Here is a 19591-nt window from a genome sequence, read left to right on the forward strand (position 1 = left end):
TTAGAGGCTCACGGCGGTGCCGTCTTTGATGTTGGTGAGCCCGGAGGTGATCACCTGTTCACCGCCTTGCAGGCCGGTGGTGATCACCACTTCATTTTTGCCGGTGAGGGCGCCTACGGTCACTCTTTTGCGTACAGCCTGATGTTGTGCGTTGGTGATGAAGACGTAGGTCAGGTCGTCCGCATCGCGTACTACGGCCGTGGCGGGCACTGTCAGGTTGTTGGCACTTCTGCCGGTGTTGAGGCGGATTTCAGTGAGCATGCCGGGAAGCAGGCGTCCGTTGTTATTGGATAATTTTATTTTGATGTTATAGGTGCGTGAAGTGGCGTCGGCCTGTGGGTTGATGATGGTGATTTTTCCTGCTGCGCTGTCCTGTAGCGTGGGGATGTAGACCAGTGCGCTGCCACCATGGGGGATGGCGCCTACCTCACTTTCCGGAACGGAGGCCCGGGCATACACCATGTCGGTTTTTACAATGGTGAACGCCGGTACGCCGGGAGCTGCGGCGCTGCCTCTTTCTATTTTACGGGCGCTGACGATACCGGTGATAGGTGCGTACAATCTGCTGTCCGCGATATGTTTGGCGCTGATTTCTTTATTGGCTTTGGCCTGTGCCAGTTTGGTCTTTATGTCGATGTAGTCTTTCGCCGGCAGACTGCCTTTCTGATACAGGTCATTCAGGCGGCGGTACATATCTTCCGCCTGGTCCAGTCCTGCGTTGGCGATGGTGAGCGCATTGCTGTATTCTGTAGCGTCGAGGGTGGCCAGTAATTGCCCCTGCCGGACCAGCTGTCCTTCTTCCACAAGAATGCCGTTCACCACGCCCGGTACGGCAAAGCCAATATCGGCGGTGTTGTCAGGCTCTATGGTGCCGGAGTAGGTGAAGGTTTGCGGCATATCATTGAGGCTGACTTTTGTTGCGGTCACTTTTACCGGCGCCTGTTGCTCCTGCTGCACTTCCTTGCTGCCGCAGGCGGCCAGCAGGGTGGTGATGATCAAAAAGGAAACGGGTCTGTACGTCATCGGCATAATCTTATTTTATAGTATGATTGAATACAAATTGTTTTTCGCGCAACAAAATTAGGGGCGGTACAGCGGCGGGAAAAGGTTGATACATCGGGAAATCTGGTCAGAATGTCGGTTTGTTTTTCAGGTATAACTAAAACGACTATACGAAAATAAGGCCGGAGCAGGAGTGCTTCGGCCTGTAATTAAAACCTACAACTGTTACACTGTTAGTAACAAGAATTTTCAGGGGGAACATTTTATTGCCCTAATGCCCGGAAAGCCTTGGGAGAGTAGCCGGTATGGCGTTTGAAATATTTACCGAAAAAAGACTGGTCGCTGAAGTGCAGGATTTCGGTGATCTCGGCAATGCTAAGTTTGGGATTGTCGAGCAGCAGTTTTGCTTCCAGTACTACATAGTCATCGATGATTTCGCCGGCGCTTTTACCGGTAAATTCTTTTACTGTTTCGGTCAGGTACTTGGCGGTGACGAACAGCTGCTCTGCATATTGCTGCACATTGCGCTGACTCTTGAAATGTGCCTGCACCAGGTTGGTGAAGCGGATCACCAGGCTTTCTTTCCGGGAGACCGCCGGGTTTATTAACTCCGTATACCTTGTGCTGAGGGCTGCCATTTCATAGAGGAACAACAGAAAGGTATGCTGTAGCTTCTCTCTGGCAAAAGGTTGTTTTTCCTTCATATCCTCCATGCGGGCCGCCAGTTGCCGGAAATGGGAGAGCATCAGCTGTGCGTCTGCCGGAGAGAGTTTCCAATGCGGGGAATACTTCGACGTAAAATAATCGTACAGCTCCATTTTATTGGCGGGCAACCCTATTTCCACCATAAAGTCCAGGGTGAAATTCAGGCCGGAGATGATACAGGATTTGTCTACCGCCACTGATTTTTTCATGGTATGTGGTGGGATCAGCAGCAGGTCGTTGGCTTCCAGGTGATATACTTTTCTGTCCAGGTTGCCCTGCATCCTGCCTTGTTGTATGAGAAGGATGCTGGTGAAGTCTGACCGGAAATTGGATTTAATATGATCATATTCGATCATGTTTATATCGACAGAAACAAAGAGCCCTATACCCAACGGGTCCTCCAGTCCGGCGCTGCGAATAAATTCCGCCTGTTTCATTATTCCTCCGTGTTCTTTCCGTTGTGTCATATAGCTGTTCGCAGTGCTGTTTTTCGGACAGGGCAAAGGTCAATCTATCTGTGCGGTTATCAAAGGTTGATTAGTCGGTAAATCTGGTCAGAAAGTCGGTTGCACCTATAAAAAAAATACCCCCGCAATCTACTGAAAATAAGATCACGGGAGTATATAAACGATAAAAACCGGGGTCAGTTTTGGACTACTTCCATGGGATCGTCCATCGGGAAGAAGAGCACCTTATCGGTGTTGATATATCTCATGAGGTCAATCATATGGAGGGTCCTGTTGTTGACGGTATGGAAGTAGAGCCGTTTGTTTTTCAGGTCATTGGCGCAGGTCCACAGCGTATATACGTTATTGCCGGGGTGTGCGCGGTCTTTGATGACCCCCTTGGGGATATCAAAGGCGTTGAGGATCTGGAAAGCCTGCGTCACGGCCTCGTCTGCGGAAGGCGACGGGTCCATGCTCTGGGTATAGGCCACGGCGCGTACAAAGCGGGAAGAAGGCGTAAAATCGCCGGGGATGCCTACCAGTCCATTACCTTGTCCGAATGAACGGATGGTGTCTTCTCCCATTTTCAGGCACGCATCGGAAGGGCGGGAATTCAGGTACTGCTGCAGGTTGGCCATATGCCAGTCGAAGGTGGGTGAATTGGTCAGCACGCCCAGCGGGTTGTTGTAACTATACAGCTTTCCATTCACACATTCTATCACGAGCGACTTGCCCTCCGCGTCGTGTACACTGTAATGCAGCGGGAAGGGAATGCCGCCGTTGACGTACAGGGGGATGCCTTTGTTGATCAGAATACCGCTGTCTATAGCGTGTTTCACCTGGTCAACCGTGGCGAAATTGGATAGCAGCCACGCTGATACGTCGGTAGAGCTGAGCGATTTGGCGATTTTCTTGGGCGGAACATTCATATAACCAGCGTATCCGGGTAAATAGTACAGACCCACGGCCAGGCCTTTTTCGTTCATGCCGTCCGCGATAGCGTCTTTGCCCATGGAATTGATACCAACAATGGCGTACCGGGCTTTCCAGTACAGCCCTTTATTGGCACCGCCGGGACTAACGGCGTTAAAGGGATAATTCCTTGGATACACGACAACCTGCGCCTGCAGGTCATTGTAAAATTCCAGGGTACGGGCGCAGATCACAGCGCCATCTCTTGCCCTCAGCTGGATACCTGTACAGGCCGGAACGGTGATAGGGGAGGCCAACAGCGAAATACCGAGGGAGTAACACAGGGTTTTAAATAATCCGGTTTTCATTGCAATGTTATTGGGGTGAATAAATCAAAGGTATTGGTCCGGTAAACACCGGCAAGGGTTACAACAAGTGCGGATTCCTGATTGTTTGAAATAAAATGTTATCCCCTGAAATGATGTAAGGTATCATAAAGGTCATGCGCCTCCGGAGAACGCTGTTTATACAGTACCGTAGTCGCTGCGGCCACCAGGATAAGGGTGGATGGAAACGCGGAACCGGCCCCCAGGGGTGTTATGGCCAATAAAAAGAGAATAGCGGCCCCCAGACCTATCTGTAACAGTGGTTTTTTGTAACTGATGAAAGCCCCCATTGCCAGTTGACACAGGGAAATTGCCACCACTATGGCGGTAACGTTATGACTGAAAGCACCGTAAATAAATTGTTCGTATGTGGCAAAGGGTGTCATTGCGCCATAAGCCATAAAAAGTTCCGGATGTATAATGGCCATTGCTCCATTAAAAACGCCTGCCCCTATAAACAACAGCGATAACAGTAGTTGTGCCACTACCGGCCGGAAAATGGCAAATGCCAGGATTACCAGGCTTGTGCCATTGGCGATGAAGTAAGTGGCGGAAAATATATTGGCATGCATAACAGTAGGTATTTAATGAGTAAAAATTATTCACATATTGAAGTTAACAGGAACCGCCAGGCCCTGAAATGATGCCAGTCATATGCCGGTTTGATAGTGGTCAGCTTTCCCGGAATGTGACAGGAATCAACCGGAGGGGTAACAATGGTCATATGTCAGGGACATACTTCTGGCGAACTTTAGATAAATGCTACACTATGATCAGAATTGCTGCCATACTGGATGGCCTGAAGTACTCTGAGAACGTACAACAATATGCGCTGATGATAGCGCAGCATCAGCAGGCACACGTTACCGGGGTGTTACCGGAAGATTTTACCTATAACAGTTTCGGTATGTACCAGGTACTGAAGTCCGGCGCGGACCCGGCCACCATCAGCCGGCTGGAGGCTGCGGACGAAGCCAGCAGGAAAGCCGCAGCAGTTACTTTTGAGGCTGCCTGTCAGAAAGCAGGCGTGGCTTACAGCATACACCGCCATCGCAATGTATCGCTGCCGGAAGCACTGGAAACGAGTATCTATGCAGACCTGTTGGTGGTTGACCGGAAAGAGACATTCACCCATGAACCGGCAAAGACGCCCACCCGTTTTATCCGGGACCTGTTAACAGATGTGCAGTGCCCCGTGTTGTTAACACCCTCCGGCAAATCGCCGCTGATGGCCGACTGGTCTGATGTGGTGCTGCTGTATGACGGTGAACCGTCCTCGGTATATGCCATTAAAATGTACAGCTACCTGCTCACATTACAATTTCCTGTTACGGTCACTGTGCTGTCTGTCAATGCAGAAGGTAATCATTTGCAGAACAAACAACTGATCCGGGATTTTATTCACAGTCGTTTTCCGGCTGCCGCCTATCATGTGGTGGACGGTGATCCCGAAACAGAAATTATCCGGTATCTGAAGAACCGGCCTAAGGGCACCCTGGTGGTATTGGGCGCCTACCGACGGGGAGCTGTGTCGCGCTGGTTCCGGGAAAGTATGGCAGATGTATTGATGTCGGAGGTGGACCTGCCTTTGTTTATTGCGCATAACAAATAAAATCTTTTTACTATGGACCACTTCATCAGGGATTTTTCGACTGTCCGTTTATCAGATGTGGCTATTGTGGGAGGGAAAAACGCTTCCCTGGGGGAAATGACCACCGCGCTGGCAGACAAAGGCATCCGGGTGCCGGCCGGATTTGCCACTACAGCAGCAGCTTTCTGGGCTTTTATGGACGCCAATGCTCTCCGTGACCCGTTGGCCACGCTGATGCAACAACTGGACCGGAGCAGCTTTTCCAATCTCGCTGAAATAGGAGCTGCTGCCCGAAAGCTCATGCAGAATGCCGCTTTGCCGGATAAACTGAAAACGGAGATAGTGGCTGCTTATCATCGGCTGAAAAAAGAAGGAGACCTGGCCGTCGCCGTAAGAAGCAGCGCCACGGCAGAAGATATGCCGGAAGCCAGCTTTGCCGGGCAACACGAATCTTATCTGAATATTTCCGGCGAACAGGCAGTGTTACTGGCCGTGCATCGTTGTTTTACCTCCCTGTACACCGACAGGGCAATTAAATACCGTGAAGACAACGGGTTTGAACATGGAAAAATAGCCCTGTCTGCCGGTGTCCAGGAGATGGTGCAAACAGATAACGGCTGCTCAGGGGTGGGTTTTACACTTGAACCGGAATCAGGTTTCCGCGATGTGATATTGTTGTCCGGTATTTGGGGCCTGGGTGAAAATATAGTACAGGGAAAGGTCATGCCGGATGACTTTTATGTCTTTAAACCTACGCTGCGTGCGGGAAAAAATGCCATCCTGCAAAAGAAACTGGGCGATAAAGCGTGGACGCTCTGTATGGACGATACGCCGGGCGCCACTTCACCGGTCATCAACAAACCCACTAAGGAAGAAGACCGCCGGCGTTTTGTACTGAACGACGAAGAAGTGCTGAAACTGGCGTCCTGGGCATTGGAGATAGAAACGCACTATCATTGCCCAATGGATATTGAATGGGCGAAAGATGGGACCAGTGGAGAATTGTTCCTGTTACAGGCACGTCCGGAAACAGTGCATTCCCGCAAAACAATGGCCAGCCAGCAACAGTATCTGCTGAGAGAAAAAGGCCCTGTACTGGTGAAAGGAGATGCTGTCGGTGAAAAAGTGGCCACCGGTACCGCACGGCTGCTCGATTCTCCCCTGGAAGCGGAAAAACTGCAGGAGGGTGATATTGTGATCACCGGTAATACAAGCCCGGACTGGGACCCTGTGTTAAAGAAGGTAGCGGCTATCGTCACCGACAGCGGGGGCCGGACAAGCCATGCAGCCATCGTGGCAAGGGAGCTGGGCGTGCCGGCTATTGTCGGCGCTGTTGGCGCTACTGCTGCCGTCCGTGATGGAGAAGTGATTACAGTGTCCTGCTGCGAAGGGAAAACCGGTTACGTGTACGCCGGTAAGCTGGACTATGAAAAGAAAGAAATAGCATTATCAGATATTACCATGCCGGAAAGTACAGAGGCATCACTCATTATCAGTGATCCTGACCAGGCCTTCCGGCTGTCGTTTTATCCTAACGATGGGGTAGGGCTACTGAGGATGGAATTTATTATCACGCACGCTGTCCGGATACACCCCATGGCGCTCGTACATTTTGACCAGCTGAAGGATGAAAGGGAAAAATCAATGATAGCAGCTTTAACCGGTCAGTATGCAGACAAACAACAGTTTTTCATAGACAAGTTATCACAGGGCATTGCCACTATTGCGGCTGCCTTCTATCCAAAAGATGTGATCGTGCGCATGAGTGATTTCAAAACCAATGAGTATGCGCAATTGCTGGGTGGTAAGGATTTTGAACCGTTGGAAGAAAACCCCATGTTAGGCTTCCGGGGAGCCTCCCGTTACTATAACCCGTTATACCGGGAAGGATTTGGACTGGAATGTGCAGCGATAAAAAAAGTACGGGAAGAAATGGGACTGACGAACGTGAAAGTAATGATACCATTTTGCCGCACCGTGGCAGAAGGCAAAAAAGTGTTGTCTGTAATGGCCGCCTATGGCCTCTCCCGGGCAGCTGGCCTTGAAGTATATGTGATGGCTGAAATTCCATCCAATGTATTGGAAGCGGAAGCTTTTGCAGAAATATTCGACGGTTTTTCCATCGGCTCTAACGACCTGACACAGCTGACATTAGGGCTGGACCGTGATTCGGCCCTGGTAGCTGATCTTTTCAGTGAAGAAGACCCTGCTCCCAAAAAAATGATAGCCATGATGATACAGGCCGCACGAAAAGCAGGGGTACGGATTGGGCTCTGCGGGCAGGCACCCAGTGATTTTCCTGACTTTGCCGCATTCCTGGTGAAAGAAGGCATTAACAGTATTTCATTTAATCCGGATGCCTTGATCAACGGGATCACCAATATCAGGGAGGCAGAAAAGAATGGTGCGGTGTCTTCCGCTTTTTAAAGATTGGGGTCTTTTTTATTGCCAGTCTTTTTTATTTTTATCTCTTACCAAAAGATTATGCGATGGCTATAGAAAAGGTAAGAGAACATCTTCGGAAATGGAACCGTGACAAGGATATTATTGAGCTGGCCACTTCCAGTGCTACAGTGGAACTGGCCGGCCAGGCGTTGGGCGTGGATGGTGCGCAAATCGCGAAATCCATCTCCCTGCATGATGCAAACGGAGGTGCATTGTTGATCATTGCTTCCGGGTACCATAAAATTGACAGTAAAAAGTTTAAGGATGAATTTGGTTTTAAAGCCCGCATGTTATCTTTTGAAGAAGTGGAACCGATGATCGGACATGCGGTGGGCGGCGTATGTCCGTTCGGCGTGAAAGCTGGCGTTAAAGTATACCTCGATGAATCCCTGAAAGCTTTTGATAACGTATACCCTGCATGCGGCAGCAGCAATTCTGCGATTAAAATGACCATTGCTGAAATGGAGGAGATGACCGGCCTTGTGAAATGGGTGGATGTGACCAAACCGCAGGACCGTTGACGAAAAAAAAAGGAAAATTGCCTGTCTTCCTGTATTTTGTTGCCCTATCCTAAAACACGAACAATGAAAAATATTCTCCTGACAGCAGCCTTCGGGCTGTCTGCCATGGCGCTTTCCGCTCAATCGCCCGACTACCGCCAGTCATTTGACAAAAGTCCATCCTGGCAAACCTGTGCCGGCGTGGAGGGCACCGCGCTTAATCTTGATAACCAGGTGGCGGTTCGCCATCCGGTGCCGCTGACCGGTTTTTCCGGGCCATATGGCGGCTCTTTCACCGCCCAGTGCTGGGCAAAGGCTGCACCTGACGATGCCTCGTATGTGCTGCTTTCCGCCACCGGCAACAACGAAGGCTGGGAGCTGGGCGTACAGGCCAACGGCGCCTGGTATTGGCAAACGGTGAATAGCCGTGCACGTTATACGTACTACCCTACGCCACAAAGACAAAGTATCCGCGACCGGAAATGGCACCAGTTGACCTACAGCTATGATGCTGCAAAAATGGAAGCAGCCCTTTATTACGACGGCTTGCAGGTGGCCATCTATCATGTGCCGGCGCTTCCTGTGGCGAACATGGCAGATACGCTCTTCGCCGGCGGCCGGCCTTCAGGTGACTTGCAGGAATGGAACACGTTCAACGGTGCGCTGGATGAAGTGACTTTATATAAATCAGTGCTCTCTCCACAACAGGTGCATGCTTCCTACGCCCGTTACTTTAAGGCACCAGCTACCCCTGTAATGCCCGCAGGAGAACCGCTTACAGTGATGAACTTCAATATCTATCATGGCGGCAACGAAACCGGCAAAGGCACCGGTCCGCAGCGCGTGGTGGACATCATCCGCCAGTCGGGCGCCGATATCGTTTCCATGCAGGAAACCTATGGCTCCGGCGAAAAAATAGCGGACGCGCTGGGGTACTATTTTTACCTGCGCAGCACTAACCTCAGCATCATGAGCCGTTATCCGATTGCGGAAACGCTCAACGGCGCCAAGCCTTTTTGCAACGGAGGAGCCTATATCCGGTTAAATGATCATCAGCAGGTGGCTTTCATCACCAACTGGTTGAATTATCCGTTGGATTATTGGGACCTGCTGGAGAAAAAAGAACCTTTGCCGGATACCCTGCTGGCAGCCATGGACCGGGTGAATGCCGCTCAACTGAAAGAGAACCTGCAGGCTATCCGTCAACCGGTGGCCGATGCGGATAAAATACCGGTCATCTTCTGTGGCGATTTTAACAGTGGATCTCACCTGGACTGGGTGGAAAGCACGCGTCATCTGAACGGAGGATATGTGATGCCTTTCCCGCAGAGCCGCATCATGCAGGACGCCGGCTTTAAGGACAGCTACCGGCAGTTGCACCCCGATCCGCTGAAAGACAGAGGCATTACCTGGAGCCCTATGCTGCTGCATGCCTTCAAAGACCGCATTGATTATATTTATTACAAAGGAAGTAAACTGCAGCCGTTACAGTCCTTTGCCATTACCACGCATCCGGTGCGTTACCCATCGGACCATGCAGCGATGGTGACTGTATTTAAGATCAATTAAAGTATAGCCATTCCCGAAATAAAGCGGCCGTCTGTGGAAAGTTCCGCAGACGGCCGTCATGTTTTTATATCAATGCGCAGGGTGCTAACCCGCCTGCGCAGTTTTGTTTCTGTTTAAAATAGCATAGCAGACATACAGGAAAACCAGCCATATCGGGATCATTTCCACCGGCAGCTTCATTCCGGTGATCCACATCAATACTAAAATACCCACCAGGAATATCAGGCAGATATAGTTAGACAACGGATAGATGAACGACGGGAATTTGGTAGGCAGCTGTTCCAGGTTCTTCTGTTGCCTGAATTTGATGTGTACCACGCTGATCATGATCCAGTTGATGATCAGGGCGGATACCACGAGTGACATCAGTACTTCCAGCGCCTGTTCTGGTATGAGTTTGTTGACCACAATGCAGATAGCGGCAAACAACGCGGATACCAGCGTGGCTTTTACCGGCACATGGTTTTTATTGAGCTGCGATAAAAAAGCCGGGGCATTGCCTTGCTGCGCAAGGCCGTACAACATGCGGCTGTTGCTGTATACGCAACTGTTGTATACCGACAGGGCTGCTGTGAGCACAATGAGATTCAGCACATTGGCGATCAGGCTGGTGAAGTAGATGGTTTTACCGAAAAGGGTGAATTCAAATCCCTTAAGGCTTTCAAATACCATTACAAACGGGCTGCTGTCTGTGGTGATGCTTTTCCAGGGAGATAGGGAGAAGAGGATAATCAGCGCGCCTACATAAAAGATGAGGATACGGTAGATCACCTGGTTGGTGGCCTTGGGGATGGTTTTCTCCGGTTTGTCGGCTTCCGCGGCCGTAATGCCGATCAGTTCCAGTCCACCGAAGGAGAACATGATCATGGCGATGGCAGCAAAGAGGCCCTGGTATTTACCGTCGGCACCTTTTTCCAGTAATCCTTTCGGGAAGAAGCCTCCGTCATTCCAGAGATTTTCTACGCTGGCCTGTGTACCGCCACTGCCGCTAAAGAGCAGGTAAACGCCAAAAACGATCATCGAGATAATGGCGATCACTTTTACAATGGAGAACCAGAATTCTGCTTCGCCGTATACTTTTACGGAACTGAGGTTCAGGGCGTTGATGGCCACAAAAAAGAACAGGCTGGAAGTCCATAGCGGTATTTCCGGCCACCAGAAATGCACGTATACGCCGATGGCCGTCAGTTCGGACATGCTCACCAGGATGTAGAGTATCCAGTAGTTCCAGCCGGAAGCGAAGCCCGCAAAGGTGCCCCAGTATTTATAGGCAAAGTGGCTGAAGCTGCCGGACACGGGTTCTTCCACCACCATTTCGCCCAGCTGGCGCATGATAAAGAAGGCGATAACACCTGCCATCGCATATCCGAGGATAACAGAAGGACCGGCCAGTACAGCGGCGGGGCCTATGCCCAGAAACAGGCCGGTGCCGATAGCGCCGCCCAGTGCAATCAGTTGAATGTGTCTGTTTTGCAGGCCTCTTTTAAGCTTCTGCGGAGTTGGTTGTTCTTTGGTTTGTATCAGTTCTTCCAAGGTAAAAACGGTGGGTAAGGTTGCAAGATGCGTAATTTCTGAAAAATGTAAACTAATAATATTTCACTTATTAGAAAAGTAAATTATATCAGGACAGCAGGAAAGCCTCGTCCCAGGGCAGGGGGTTGCCGGTTATATGGGACAAGAGGGACAGGCCGATGCCACTGCTGCCGTCCAGCAGGTCCCAGCAGTATTCCCATTGTTTGTCGGTCCCTTCCCAGCCACGGATGCCGTAGATGCCGGGTTGGTCAGAGAAGACGACCTTCTGCAAGGTATTTTGGTGCCAGTGGTCTGCTGCGGTCCGGAAGGCTGGTTCACCGGTTTCATACCAGAAGCGGCGGTAAAAAGCAGCGATACCTGCGGAGCCGTGGCACAGGCAGGCATCGACGATACCTGCGGCCTGGTCGGTATTCCGCCGCAGCGTATAATGCATAACGTCCAGCGCATGCTCCTGCCAGGTGTTTTCCTGTAATGTTTTGCCACATTGCCATAATGCGAGGGCCACGTTAAAATCGCCGTAGCACCATGACAGGCGGCTGTAGGGCGCCCGTCCATCGAGGATGCCGGGAAACAATGCATGAGGCGTATCCGGCTGCCGTGGATTCTGATGATGCCACATAAAGTCGATACACTCTCTGATCAGCTGCCGGCAGGTGTCTGGGGCTATGCCGGCGATACACGCCCGCGACAGCAATATCAGCAGGCTACAGGTGCCGTGCGCCAGGCTGAAGGTGTCCACTCCCGCGTCAACTGGTTTTTCAAAGAGCACAAATACCGGCAGGCTGCGGCCGTTGGCGGTCATCCTGCTGGCCGCAGCCAAGGCTGTCACAAATTTCTCCAGGTGCAGTCGTACCGCTTCATGGTGGGTATAGTCCAGCAGATGATGGCAGATGCCGGCGCTGCCATGCAGAAAATCAAAGTTCTGTACTGACAGGCACTTTTCACTTTCTGCGATGGCCGCCGGAATATAACCTTCGGCTAACCCGTTGATATCAATATCAATAAAATGATGTTTATGCAGATGATGCAGTAGCCAGAACGGGCCTGTGGTACCGTTACAGTAGGAGTAGCCGGCCACCGGCTGCGGCTGGAGGGTACTGTACAGTTGTTGTAACCAGCTGCCCGCACAGGGCGCACTGTTGTCTACATATCTCTCATAATAAAAAAGATACAGTAATACCCCCCAGGGCCCTTTTAAAAGGCTCTCTGCAGAATACGGGTCATAGGTTTTGGAGGCCAGTAACCGCAGATGGTCCTGGTAAATCCGGGTCAGCACAGAGCTGGTTGTCATACATACGGAATTAAAAAAGCATGACAGCACAACGGCTGCCATGCTTTGTCAAAATGAAAATCAATTAGGACAGCCTGCCTGGGTGTTAGGCTGGGCACAGCAGGGCCAGCACCGCAATGGGGAGTCCATGGAAAGAGCAGTACGGAAAGGAGCACTCACCGCCTGTGGTGAATCGATCACGTCTGTTTCGTTCATCACAGCGATGGTCTCTTTCTGAAGGAAGAGTTTTTTGTCGAGGGACAGTTTTTCCGGTTGCATAAATTATGGTTTACAGGTTAAGAAAAGCTGAGGGAATATTTACAGCAGCACTTGCTTAATTACGACAGGTAACAAAAGTAATCGGGGGCGCATCGCAACATGGGAAACAACGTGCCGGTGAGTCCATGGAAAGCGCTGTATTGTAAGGGGCGCTGATGGCCTGTGGACTCTGGACCACCTCCACCGGGTTCATAACGGCAACTGTTTCTTTTTGCAGGAAGAGTTTTCTGTCGAGGGATAATTTTTCCGGATGCATAGATTTATCGTTTACGGGTTAAAAAAGCAGCGGGAATCATTTACAGGTATATTAAATGTAAACCTTTTATTTTGTTCGTTGGCAGGGGGCGTAACGAAAAATTAGACATGGAAAGTTTTACGGACATACGTGGATATGTCCGCATGCGATATAACCGCAATGAGGGTGGTTATTTCCCGCTTATTTCCCGGATGAACGCTGTTTCCTTTGCATCGAAAGGCGTGCCGTCTGCCCGGAAAATATCATGATACCAGATGGCTGGTTCCGGCTCTCCGCCTTTGTTTCCCTGTGGATAGTTGGTTTGCGTTTTACCAGCCACCAATCCCCAGTTGATGGCCCCGATGCCGGCTTTTTTCATCATAGGAAGATGTGTGGCGAAAGTGCTGTTGTTGGGCCGCTTCATATACTCGGAGCAGATAATGGGCCTGTTGTACCGCAACAGTGTGTCGATGGCGCCCTGCATGGAAGTGCTGTCACGATAATTATGAAACGTGATAATATCTGATTGTTCGAGCTGGTATTGGTTGAAGTCGGTGAATTCCGCGTTCCATATGCCGATCGTGAGGGGTTGGAGAGGCGCCTCTGCGCGTGCCCAGGCGACTACATTTTTCAACAGCGGCCAGCTTTTGGCGCCGTGTTTAAAATGCCCTGGTTCATTGTACAGGTCCCAGATGGTGACCCGCTGGTCCTGTTTAAAAGTACGGATGATATCCTGCACATATACACGGAGGGTGTCCATCAGTGTGGAATCGCGGTCTATCAGTCCGCCGGGGTCCTTGAGCCAGCCGCTGTTATGCACGCCGGGAACAGGCGCAGGCTGCGGGCCTGGCTGGTAGGTATCTCGCCAGCAGTCGTCAAAGAAAACGAACATGGTGCCTATATGATGGCGGGAGGCAATATCGAGGTATTGGCTGACCCGTTGTTTGAAACCTTCGCGGTCCTGTTGCCATGCCAGGTGGTGCAGATATACCCGCATGATGTTAAACCCGGTTTCAGCAGCGTAACCCAGCTCCCTGTTGATGGTGGCCGTGTCAAAAGTAGCTGCCTGCCACATCTCCAGTTGATTGACAGCCGTAGAAGGAATAAAATTGGCCCCGAGCAGCCAGCCCTGCTGCTGATACCAGGCAGCGGCTTTTTCTGCAGGCCATGGGGACTGGGCACTGGCTGAAAAACGACAAAACAATACAATGAGGAACAAAAAACGGGCAGGATATTTCATGATAGCATTTAATAATGCTGTCAAATATCTACTATCCTTTCCATTCAACAATGTTAATTCATCTTTACTGCAACTCTGGTTTAAGTTTATCGATCAGTACACTGATAAACAGGAAACAGAGGATCATCGGGAATACTTGGTAACGGAAAACGATCGGAGAGGCGAGAATGCCAAACCCTGCATTGACCAACAGCGTTACAAACACCAGCAGCAGGCTGTCACGGTATGGCCGGTCAGCAGCCTTGCGTGTGGCGGACACGGCCCATTTAACGATCAACCCCAAAAACGCCAGGTTCAACAGTCCGAAGATAAAAGGAAAGAAAAACAACAATGCTTTTTGGGCATTGATAGAAGCCACTGAGCTCAACTCTTTAGAGGGATAATGAAACCAGTATACCGCCGTGCCGGACACATGATAACTACCAAGGTTATACTCCGATAATTTCTCCAGCGGCGGCACAAAATAATTCAGGGTATTGGGCAACAGGAAATAACGTGCAAAATAAAAGGGATGTTGCCGGATCATGTAACTGCCGTATTTTCCGTATACCGGCGACACACTGCCCCATGACTGAATACCGCCGGTGGAATCGTCTTTCGGGCCATAGGTCATCTCCATATATTTTTTTAGCGGCGCCTGGGGGTGTTTGAGGTAAACGGCTCCATCGATAGGAGAAGGAATTGCACCTCCTTTAGGAACAATATCACGGAAGAAATGTACCACCTCCTTATGGAATGCTTCGCAGCCTGCCGGTGGCTCCGGATAATCTTTCAGGTAGGGAAACATGTACAGGGCGTTGTTGGCCATCTGCCAGCCACCGAAAACAGAGAACTGGGCAGTGCCGGTCACCTTACGGGTGGCCTGCTCTGTAAATTTGATAAATCCCGCTATCAATACCAGCGGCGCTATGATGCCCACCAGCTTAAAGGAAATTTTCTGCCGGCACCGCAACAACACCAGCGCAGTGATCAGCGGATAATACATGGCATTGTACCGGACGGTAAACGCTATGGCGATGATGATGGCGTGTGCCAGCAACAAAAGCCAGGAAGGACGGTATATCAGCCATAACAACTGGGCGAACCAGATGAGGCTCAGCGCAAGGAACAACCCGTCGCTGGAAATATAGTTGCAGATATAGAGGATCAGCGGATTGAACAACAACACATAAAAAATCACCTTTCTTGTTTGCTCTCCGGGTTGTAGCCAGTAACTCACCGTAAAAAACAGGTAGAGCGCAGCACATTGTGCCAGTATATACTGAAAAGCCACCAGCGCGGTATCTGAATGACTGATCACGTGGAAGAGCCGCAGAAAAACAGTATAGCCGATAGGCCAGAGGTTCACCTCCTGTTTGAGGATGGCGGCATAGATGTAACTATAGGAGTCTGAAAAAAAATCACCATACGGATAAAGGACCTTAAAAATCACCAGCTGTACCAGGATGGCAATAGCCGCAATCTTTAGGTACTGGCGGTTGAAAGGGTTCTTCAGTACATATTGCCGGAACGTTTGAGGGAAATAGGGCATAGCACAACTTTATTTGTTACTAATATTAATTACAATGACTGCTTTCCTACTGACAGTTGAGGGGTTGGCAGGTTAAGAAATTATTATCTTTCTGCTGCGGAAATACAGCAATAATCGGGTTTTCAGGCTGAGAGTCCATCAGCACCTTTGCAGTATAATTTACTGATAATATGATGCAGCAATTTAACGGAAAGGTGGTCTTCATAACAGGAGGCACCAATGGAATGGGCTTTGCCACCGCACAGGAATTTATAGGGGCCGGCGCCCGTGTGATCATTACAGGCAGAAGCCGGGAAACGGTAGATAAAGCAGTGGCAGCACTGGGGCCAATGGCTGCCGGCATCGTCTCCGACGCGGGAAAGATGACAGACATCCTTGCGCTGCCGGCGCAGCTACGGCAACATACGGCTACTGTCGATGTACTGTTCGTTAATGCCGGATATGGAAAGTTCGCCCCCATTGAACAGGTGAACGAAGCACATTTTGATGAGTTGTTCGATATACTGGTGAAGGGAACTTTCTTTACCGTACAGCAGCTGTTGCCGATGATGACATCCGGGGGTGCCATTATCCTGAACACGTCTTTTGTAACGTCCTTTGGTATACAGCACTTCTCTGTGTACACTGCGGCCAAAGCGGCTGTGCAGTCTTTCATTAAAACCTTTTCTATGGAGTGCACCGCCAGAGGTATACGGGTCAATGGTATCAGTCCGGGATATATCAGGACCAACATTTTTAACAATACCGGTTTGTCAGCTGAAGAGATCAGGGGAGCAGTTGACAGTGTGATACCAACGTTACCGTATAAACGTTTCGGAGAGCCGTGGGAAATAGCGAAGACCGTCTTGTTCCTGGCCTCGCCTGATGCGGGATATATTCATGGCGCTGAAATACTGGTGGACGGCGGGCTGTCGAATGCGAAATAGTCCGGTAGCAGTCTGTCCATCATGTACAGTGAATACGGTCTGTGAGATGATTAATAGGAATAAGAAGCGGTAAAATACAAGTGAATGAGTTAACACGGATACGTGTAAGGAGGGCACGAAGGCCCTCCTTTTCTTTGTTTCTCTTTATTTGAAATTCCAGAGGAATAACAAATAGGTATCAAATTGATGCAGATATGATTGCTGTGGTATTTGCTGCCTTGTCCAGGTGCCGTAGGCGCCGATGGTGGCCCTTGCCCGGATGGTTTTCTGAAACCCTGCGGTAAGCGATGTGGAGGTGAACCCTGCCACTTTACCGAATTGGAAGTTACGGCTGCGGTCGTCCGGAGAGGCGCCGATATTACCGATCAGGGCGATGAAGTCCTTCTGGTCATTGAAGTAAAAACGGTTGGTCAGCGTATACGCCTGGTACCATTGATGTTCGTCGTTGGTGAAGAAACCACGCAGGTTCACCCAGTAGTTGCCGAAATATTTTGCTACGGAGGCCACGGCAGAATAAGTATTGATACTGTCGCTTTTTACGTAACGCGCACCCAGCTCACCTTCCCAGCCTTTATTGAAATTCCGGAAGAGGGAATAACCGGCGCGGACGGTAGGGAACACGTCGGAGTTGGACCATCCGAACAATCCGTAGGAATAGTACCGGGGATTGTGGGTATAGTAGGTTTCTGCTTCCAGCTGGATACCGTTGCCGGCTTCCCTGGTACCATAGTTAACCCTTCCGGTGATGGTGCCCCGCTGAAAACGGTGCAGGTATTGCAGGGAAGTGATACTGGCCGGCTCCAGGTCTCTGCTGTAAACAGATTGCAGATGGATCACGCCGATCTGGTTTTTATACGTATAGCCGTTGAGGTGGTCTGCGTATTGTTGCCATTTTTTTTCACCGGGTTGTAGTTTACGCAGCTGTCCTGCTACGAGTGCCGCATCCGCATAGCGGTGCAGTTGCTCCAGTGCATTGGCTTTCTGCGACAGCAGCGCCGGCTGGCTGGCATTTAAAGCCAGGCCTTTGTTGGCATATACCAGCACGGAGTCGTACTGTTTACGGGCCGTAGCGGTGGCGGTGAGGTCGTACAGCACGTTGGTATCGGCTGGTGCCAGGGCATAGGCGGTTTGGTATAATGTCCAGGCGCTGTCCCATTGTTGTTTTTCGCGCAATTGTTTACCATATGCCAGCAGCTGGTCGAGGTACATTTGCCGCAGTGCGGTATCTGCGGGGTACTGGCGGTGCAGGTCAGCAGCGATCGTGCTGGCCGCGGTATACTGACCGGCCTGTTGTAACAGAGCGGATTTCTTTTGCAGCAGCAGGGAGTCGTTGTTAAACTGATGTAATGCGCGGGTGGTATAATCCAGTGCCTGTGCCGTTTGCTGCTGCCCGTTTTTCATATTGATCAGGTACATCCAGGCGTCCTTGTTGACCGGCGCATATTGCAACACTTTCAACAGTAATGGCTCTGCGGTATTATATTGCTTTTGTGCCATGGCATTTCTGGCTGCCAGCATGGTTTGATCTATATACGCCTGACGGTAACGTGTTACGGCGGGGTAGCGGGCCATGAGTCTTTCGCTGATGGCCGCCGCTTCGTCGTAATGTTGGGTGGCTTCCAGGAGGCCTGATTTTTTAAACAGCAAAGCGGTGTCGGCCGGCTGTTTGGCCAGCACCTGGTCAACGAGGGACAAGGCTGTCTGTGGTTCACCCAGGCCGGTTTTTATATTGGCCAGTAGTAGCAGCAGCTCGCTCCTGCCAGGCACTTGTTTGAGGGCCGCTTGCAGGACGGCAGCAGCTTCTTCCGGTTTCTGCATTTGTACCAGCCTGTTGGCGCGTGAGAGTTGCAGGTCGGTATAGATTTGCTCATGCGTCGCTCCGGGATGAAGCTGCAACAGCTTGCCGGCTGTGGCGGTGGCCGTGCTGTGGTCCTGCATTTTCTCCTGTATGCCGATCTGTTTTCTCAGGATGTCGACATCACCGGGAAATGCCTGTAATGCTTTATTGCACCAATCGTTGGCGGCAGTATAGTCGCCGCGCTGATCGGCCTGATTGATCAGTTGGATGTATAAAGCTTTATTGTCTGGCTGAAGTTTCAGCAGCTGTTCGGTGTATACGGTTGTGGTGTCTGACTGTCGTGCCAGGGCCGTGTATACGTCTGCCAGGTGTTGTTTGTACAGCGCCTGACCGGGATAGCGTTTGTGCAGCCATTTGGCGTCTTCCAGCGCAGCGGTATAGTTACCGCCGGCCAGTTGTATAGCAGAGCGTTTCAGTCGCCACAGCGCGCTGTCCGGCTGCAGGGCCGATAATTGACTGTAATAGGAGATCGCTTCCCGCGGGCGGCCTTCTCTTTCCATAATAGAGGCCATTCCCTGTAATGCTTCGATATTGTTTTTGTCTTTCAGCAATACCTGCGCGTACATTTTCTCAGATCCGCCCAGGTCGCCGGATTTACGGCCGCGGCGGGCGGCCTGCATCTGATAGTCTTCCAGCAGGGATGCTACTTTGGGATCTGATATATAGTGGCTGCGTAACAGTCCCATGGTGGTCGCCTGTGTGACCACATCGCCGCTTTCCTGTGCCAGTCCGTATTTTTTGAGCAGCAGGTCTTTGTCGAGCGGTGTCTTCGCCAGCAACATGTCCACATAACAGGCTGCTTCGGAAGCATTGCCCTGGCTGTAGTAAAGGTTGACCAGTGAATGCAGGGCGTCACTATTGTCAGGATCTTTTCTGAGTACTGCGTTCCATTCAAAGGCGGCAGCCACGGGCTGACCGGTTTCCTGGTATAATTTACCCAGCAGGAGGCGGATGTCTGTATAGTCCGGGCTTTGGGACAAAGCCTTTTTACAGAATTTAATCGCTTTGGGATAATCTTTTTCTTCGTTGCGTGCTTTTAAAGCAAGTTTATACAACACGTCGGAAGAAACGAGGCCGCTGCGTTGTGCGCTCAGTCCTGAGTATATTAATAACAAGGAGAAGAAGAATACAATACAACTCTTTTCCACACTCCGCTGTAACAT

The 19591-nt window shown here is 50.7% G+C and carries 16 protein-coding genes; 5 read left to right on the forward strand and 11 right to left on the reverse strand.

Features of this window, described 5'->3' with window-relative positions; all coding sequences use genetic code 11:
- The 4 genes from HGH92_RS19595 to HGH92_RS19610 all read right to left on the reverse strand — a co-directional run bounded on the left by HGH92_RS19595 (window position 1) and on the right by HGH92_RS19610 (window position 4023).
- The gene (locus HGH92_RS19595) at window positions 1–1023 is read right to left on the reverse strand and encodes an efflux RND transporter periplasmic adaptor subunit (RefSeq protein ID WP_168872444.1); all 1023 of its coding nucleotides are present in this window, start codon (window positions 1021–1023) and stop codon (window positions 1–3) included.
- Window positions 1024–1265: 242 nt separating this feature from the next.
- The gene (locus tag HGH92_RS19600; protein ID WP_168872445.1) at window positions 1266–2144 is read right to left on the reverse strand and encodes an AraC family transcriptional regulator; all 879 of its coding nucleotides are present in this window, start codon (window positions 2142–2144) and stop codon (window positions 1266–1268) included.
- 206 nt (window positions 2145–2350) lie between these two features.
- Window positions 2351–3433, reverse strand: coding sequence for a linear amide C-N hydrolase (locus tag HGH92_RS19605; protein WP_168872446.1), 1083 nt, complete (start codon window positions 3431–3433; stop codon window positions 2351–2353).
- Window positions 3434–3531: 98 nt separating this feature from the next.
- On the reverse strand, window positions 3532–4023 hold the full coding sequence (locus HGH92_RS19610; protein ID WP_168872447.1) for a hypothetical protein: 492 nt from the start codon (window positions 4021–4023) through the stop codon (window positions 3532–3534).
- A gap of 197 nt (window positions 4024–4220) precedes the next feature.
- Here HGH92_RS19610 and HGH92_RS19615 point away from each other — a divergent pair, with 197 nt between their 5' ends.
- The 4 genes from HGH92_RS19615 (at window position 4221) to HGH92_RS19630 (ending at window position 9556) form a co-directional block, all read left to right on the forward strand.
- Window positions 4221–5063 carry a universal stress protein gene (locus tag HGH92_RS19615; RefSeq protein WP_168872448.1) on the forward strand — a complete coding sequence of 281 codons (843 nt, stop codon included), beginning with the start codon at window positions 4221–4223 and terminating at the stop codon, window positions 5061–5063.
- Window positions 5064–5075: 12 nt separating this feature from the next.
- Window positions 5076–7469: a phosphoenolpyruvate synthase gene (gene ppsA, locus HGH92_RS19620; protein WP_168872449.1), complete on the forward strand. Its 2394-nt coding sequence runs from the start codon at window positions 5076–5078 to the stop codon at window positions 7467–7469.
- Between the two features lie 62 nt (window positions 7470–7531).
- Complete coding sequence (locus HGH92_RS19625; RefSeq protein WP_168872450.1) at window positions 7532–8008, forward strand: YbaK/EbsC family protein; 477 nt, start codon at window positions 7532–7534, stop codon at window positions 8006–8008.
- Window positions 8009–8071: 63 nt separating this feature from the next.
- Window positions 8072–9556 carry a LamG-like jellyroll fold domain-containing protein gene (locus tag HGH92_RS19630; protein WP_168872451.1) on the forward strand — a complete coding sequence of 495 codons (1485 nt, stop codon included), beginning with the start codon at window positions 8072–8074 and terminating at the stop codon, window positions 9554–9556.
- An 84-nt stretch (window positions 9557–9640) separates the two neighbouring features.
- On the opposite strand, the gene HGH92_RS19635 is transcribed toward HGH92_RS19630, so the two are convergent.
- From HGH92_RS19635 to HGH92_RS19660, 6 genes are all read right to left on the reverse strand, one after another.
- The gene (locus tag HGH92_RS19635; protein ID WP_211092677.1) at window positions 9641–11089 is read right to left on the reverse strand and encodes an amino acid permease; all 1449 of its coding nucleotides are present in this window, start codon (window positions 11087–11089) and stop codon (window positions 9641–9643) included.
- 88 nt (window positions 11090–11177) lie between these two features.
- Window positions 11178–12380 carry a lanthionine synthetase LanC family protein gene (locus HGH92_RS19640; protein WP_168872452.1) on the reverse strand — a complete coding sequence of 401 codons (1203 nt, stop codon included), beginning with the start codon at window positions 12378–12380 and terminating at the stop codon, window positions 11178–11180.
- A gap of 60 nt (window positions 12381–12440) precedes the next feature.
- Window positions 12441–12638 carry a class I lanthipeptide gene (locus tag HGH92_RS19645; RefSeq protein WP_168872453.1) on the reverse strand — a complete coding sequence of 66 codons (198 nt, stop codon included), beginning with the start codon at window positions 12636–12638 and terminating at the stop codon, window positions 12441–12443.
- A gap of 55 nt (window positions 12639–12693) precedes the next feature.
- Complete coding sequence (locus tag HGH92_RS19650) at window positions 12694–12894, reverse strand: hypothetical protein (RefSeq protein WP_168872454.1); 201 nt, start codon at window positions 12892–12894, stop codon at window positions 12694–12696.
- A 169-nt stretch (window positions 12895–13063) separates the two neighbouring features.
- Window positions 13064–14113 (reverse strand): glycoside hydrolase family 5 protein, encoded by a 1050-nt coding sequence (locus HGH92_RS19655; RefSeq protein WP_168872455.1) that lies wholly within the window; start codon window positions 14111–14113, stop codon window positions 13064–13066.
- Between the two features lie 64 nt (window positions 14114–14177).
- Window positions 14178–15644, reverse strand: coding sequence for a hypothetical protein (locus tag HGH92_RS19660; protein WP_168872456.1), 1467 nt, complete (start codon window positions 15642–15644; stop codon window positions 14178–14180).
- Window positions 15645–15814: 170 nt separating this feature from the next.
- On the opposite strand from HGH92_RS19660, the gene HGH92_RS19665 reads away from it, so the two are divergent.
- Window positions 15815–16570 (forward strand): SDR family oxidoreductase, encoded by a 756-nt coding sequence (locus tag HGH92_RS19665; RefSeq protein WP_247654983.1) that lies wholly within the window; start codon window positions 15815–15817, stop codon window positions 16568–16570.
- A gap of 144 nt (window positions 16571–16714) precedes the next feature.
- On the opposite strand, the gene HGH92_RS19670 is transcribed toward HGH92_RS19665, so the two are convergent.
- Entirely contained in the window at window positions 16715–19591 is a 2877-nt protein-coding gene (locus HGH92_RS19670) for a tetratricopeptide repeat protein (RefSeq protein ID WP_168872457.1), read from the reverse strand.

This window comes from Chitinophaga varians, assembly GCF_012641275.1.
Taxonomy (GTDB): Bacteria; Bacteroidota; Bacteroidia; order Chitinophagales; family Chitinophagaceae; genus Chitinophaga; species Chitinophaga varians_A.